At 71.9% G+C, this 3206-nt stretch carries 3 protein-coding genes; all 3 read right to left on the bottom strand.

Going from position 1 to position 3206, the window contains the following annotated elements:
• The coding region (locus tag DD1DGNOD_RS07770; RefSeq protein ID WP_131769769.1) for an ABC transporter ATP-binding protein at positions 1-1104 on the bottom strand (1104 nt) is incomplete at its 3' end.
• Positions 1101-2681 carry an ABC transporter permease gene (locus DD1DGNOD_RS07765; protein ID WP_131769768.1) on the bottom strand — a complete coding sequence of 527 codons (1581 nt, stop codon included), beginning with the start codon at positions 2679-2681 and terminating at the stop codon, positions 1101-1103. The genes DD1DGNOD_RS07765 and DD1DGNOD_RS07770, both read right to left, overlap by 4 nt.
• 38 nt (positions 2682-2719) lie before the next feature.
• On the bottom strand, positions 2720-3206 hold a 487-nt coding region (locus tag DD1DGNOD_RS27870; protein WP_206443020.1), incomplete at its 5' end, for an extracellular solute-binding protein.

The following is a 3206-nucleotide window of genomic DNA, read 5'->3' as shown; positions in this document are numbered from 1 at the left end:
CCGTGGCACAGGCGCCGGCTGGTCAGCGCCACCGCGGCTAGGGGCTGCCGACTGCCCGGGCCACGCACGGACCACCCCGCGCACGTGCACCGCCACGTCGTCACCGAGGGCGAGAGGCTCCCCTGCATCCAGGATCCGGGCGGTCACTCGCGTGCCGTCGGTCAGTCCGAGGGTAATCATCGCATCGTGACCGTAGAAATCCTGGTGCAGCACGGTCGCGGTCACCGCGGAATCGGGTGCCCTATCACGGGCTGTGACGCCCACCTGCTCCGGCCGCAACATGACGGTCACCGGCCCACCGCCGTCGGATGTCGGAAGCGGATGCCCGCCGACCTGGACGCGGCCGAGCGCCGTCCATGCCCACTCCCCGTCGACCGTGGCCGGTAGCAGCACCGCGTCACCGACGAAACCGGCGATCCACGGATCGACCGGCTCCTGGTAGACGAGCCTCGGCTGCCCGCACTGGACGATCCTGCCGCCACGCATCACGGCCACCTGATCGGCGATGGACAGCGCCTCCCCCTGATCGTGGGTGACCAGCACGGCCGTCGCTCCATCGGCGCGCAACGCCGCACGGACGTCGCGGCGCAGCTCGCCGCGTAGCGCGGCGTCCAAGGCGCTGAACGGCTCGTCGAGCAGCACCAGCGGCGGGCGGGGCGCCAACGCCCGCGCGAGGGCGACCCGCTGCTGCTGGCCGCCGGAGAGCTGGTGCGGCATCCGGCCGCCGTAGGCATCCATGCCCACCAGAGCCAGCACCTCCTCCACGCGACCGGCACGTCGGGCCCCGCGGTCGAGGCCGTATTCGACATTGCCGGCGACTGACAGGTGTGGAAACAACGCGCCTTCCTGCGGGACCACCGCTACCCGCCGCCGGTGCGGCACCAGGTGCGCCCCGGGCGCCGCGACCCGCCGCCCGTCCAGGCGGATCTCCCCGCCATCGACCCGCTCGAAGCCGGCAATGCAGCGCAGCAACGTGGTCTTGCCGCATCCGGACGGGCCGAGAACGGCGACCAGCGTGCCGGCTGGGACGTCGAGATCGGCGCCGGCCAGCGCGGTCACCGGCCCGTACGCCTTGTGCAGATCACTCACACTCAGCGCACTCATCCGATCTCCCTGCCCGCCGGATCCCTGCCGGCCAGCACGCCGGTGCGTGTTGCCAGCAACCATGTCGGCACGGCGGCCAACAGCACCAACACGGCAGCGTGGGGGGCGGCGGCGGCATACGCCGCGACCGACGTGTGGGTCCACAGTGTGGTGGCGAGGGTGTCCATGCCCGTCGGCCGCAGCAGCAGAGTCGCTGGCAGCTCCTTCATGCACGTGAGGAAGACCAGCGCCGCGCCCGCGCCGATACCGGGCAGGGTCAGCGGCAACGTTACGGTACGGAACACCGTCAGCGGTCGACGTCCCAGCGACCGTGCGACCTCTTCGAGCACCGGTGGTGCCTGCGTCGCCGCGGCAGCCACCGCGGCCACCGCCAGCGGCAGGAACAGCGCCGCGTATGCCAGCGCGAGCAACCACTGGGTCTGGTAGAGCGGGTAGGCCACGTTGATGCCGAAGAAGACCAGTGACAGTCCGATGACCAGACCCGGGAGGGCGTGCGAGAGGTAGGCGAGCCGGTCGAGCACGGTCGCCGCCACGCCAGGTGCACGTGCGGTGAGAAGGCCGACGGGCAGCGCCAGCAGCAAGGTCAACGTCGCGCCGGCAAGCGACACCCACAGCGAGTTGCCGGCGGCGATGGCGACCTCCACGAGCGAACCCGGCCGGGACACACCGTCGGCGAGCCACCGCATGAGGCTGAACCCGGGCACCCCGAGGGCTAGCGCCCCCACCACGCTGAGCGCGCCCGAAGCCGGCCAGCGCATCGCCCGCAGCCGGATCGTCGTCGGGGGGCGGCCGGCCCCGCCGACCCGGGCGTAGCGGGCTCCACGGCGACGGCTGAGTGACTCGCCGGTCACCAGCAGCGCGGTCAGCGCCACCAGGACGGTCGCGAGCACGAGCGCGCCGGTCCGGTCGAAACCGAGGTTGAGCGAGGTGAAGATGGCCTGGGTGAAGGTTTCCACCCGGACGATCGAGATCGCGCCGAAGTCCGACAGGACGTACAGCGCGACCAGCAGCGCACCGGCCGCGACGGCCGGGCGGACCTGGCGGAGGGTGACGCCGGTGAAGGTCTTCCAGGCGCCCCGCCCCAGCGATCGCGATGCCTCCTCCTGGGCCGGATCGGCGCCGGCGAGCGCCGCGGCAACCGGCAGGAAGACGTACGGGTACGAGCACAGGACGAGCACCGCGGCGGCGGGCCAGAAGCCCTCGAATCCGTCCACGGTGGACACCCAGGCGAAGCTCGCGATGTAGGTGGGCACAGCCAGGGGTAACGCGGCGAGCACGGCGAACAGCCTGCGGGCCGGCAGGTCGGTCCGGGTGACCAGGAATGCCGAACCGACGCCGAGCACCACGCACCCGGCGGTGACGACGGCCGCCAGGGCAAGGCTGCGTCCCGCCAGCTCGGCGACCCGTACGGTGAACAGCTCGGCGGCGATCCGGCTCCACCCGGCCTCGGCGGTACGCACCGCAAGGTAGACCAGCGGGATGAGGGCGACCCCGACGGCGGCCGCGGCAGCGGCGAGCAGCGCCGGCCGCGGCGCGGACCGGCGGACCTGGTATGTGACGGCCCGCGGGGCGGACACGGAAATCCGTGCCCGCCCCGGTGCCCAGCTCCGGGTGGTCAGGTGACCAACCCCGACTTTTTGATCATTGCGACGGTGGCCGCCAGCGTGTCCAGATCGTTAAGGTCGATCTTCGGCGCGGCGAGTGAGGCCAGGGCAGGCAGACCCGGCGCAGCCGCGACCCCGGAGACCAGCGGGTACTCGAAGGTCTTATCGGCAAAGTACGTCTGCGCCTCGGTGCCGAGCAGGTAGTCGACGAACACCCGCACATCCGGGTCGTCGGCCGCCCCCTTGAGCACGCCGACACCGGCGGTGTTCACCAGCGCCCCGGTGTCACCGTTGGGGAAGAAGTGCAGCCTGGCCTTGAGCGTGTCCGGGGACACCCCCTTCTCGTCGGCCAGCTCGTAGACGTAGTAGTGGTTCACCAGGCCCGCAGGGATCTTGCCGCTGTTCACGTCGGAGACGATGGCGGCGTTGCCCGCACGGATCTGCGGGTCGTTGGCCCCGAGCCCCGTCAGGAACTGCTCGGCCCTGGCGTCACTGTGC

It is taken from the genome of Candidatus Protofrankia californiensis (assembly GCF_900634765.1).
Classification (GTDB): domain Bacteria; phylum Actinomycetota; class Actinomycetes; order Frankiales; family Frankiaceae; genus Protofrankia; species Protofrankia californiensis.
The sequence above is the reverse complement of the archived record's forward strand: the minus strand, read 5'-3'. Positions and strand labels throughout refer to the sequence as shown.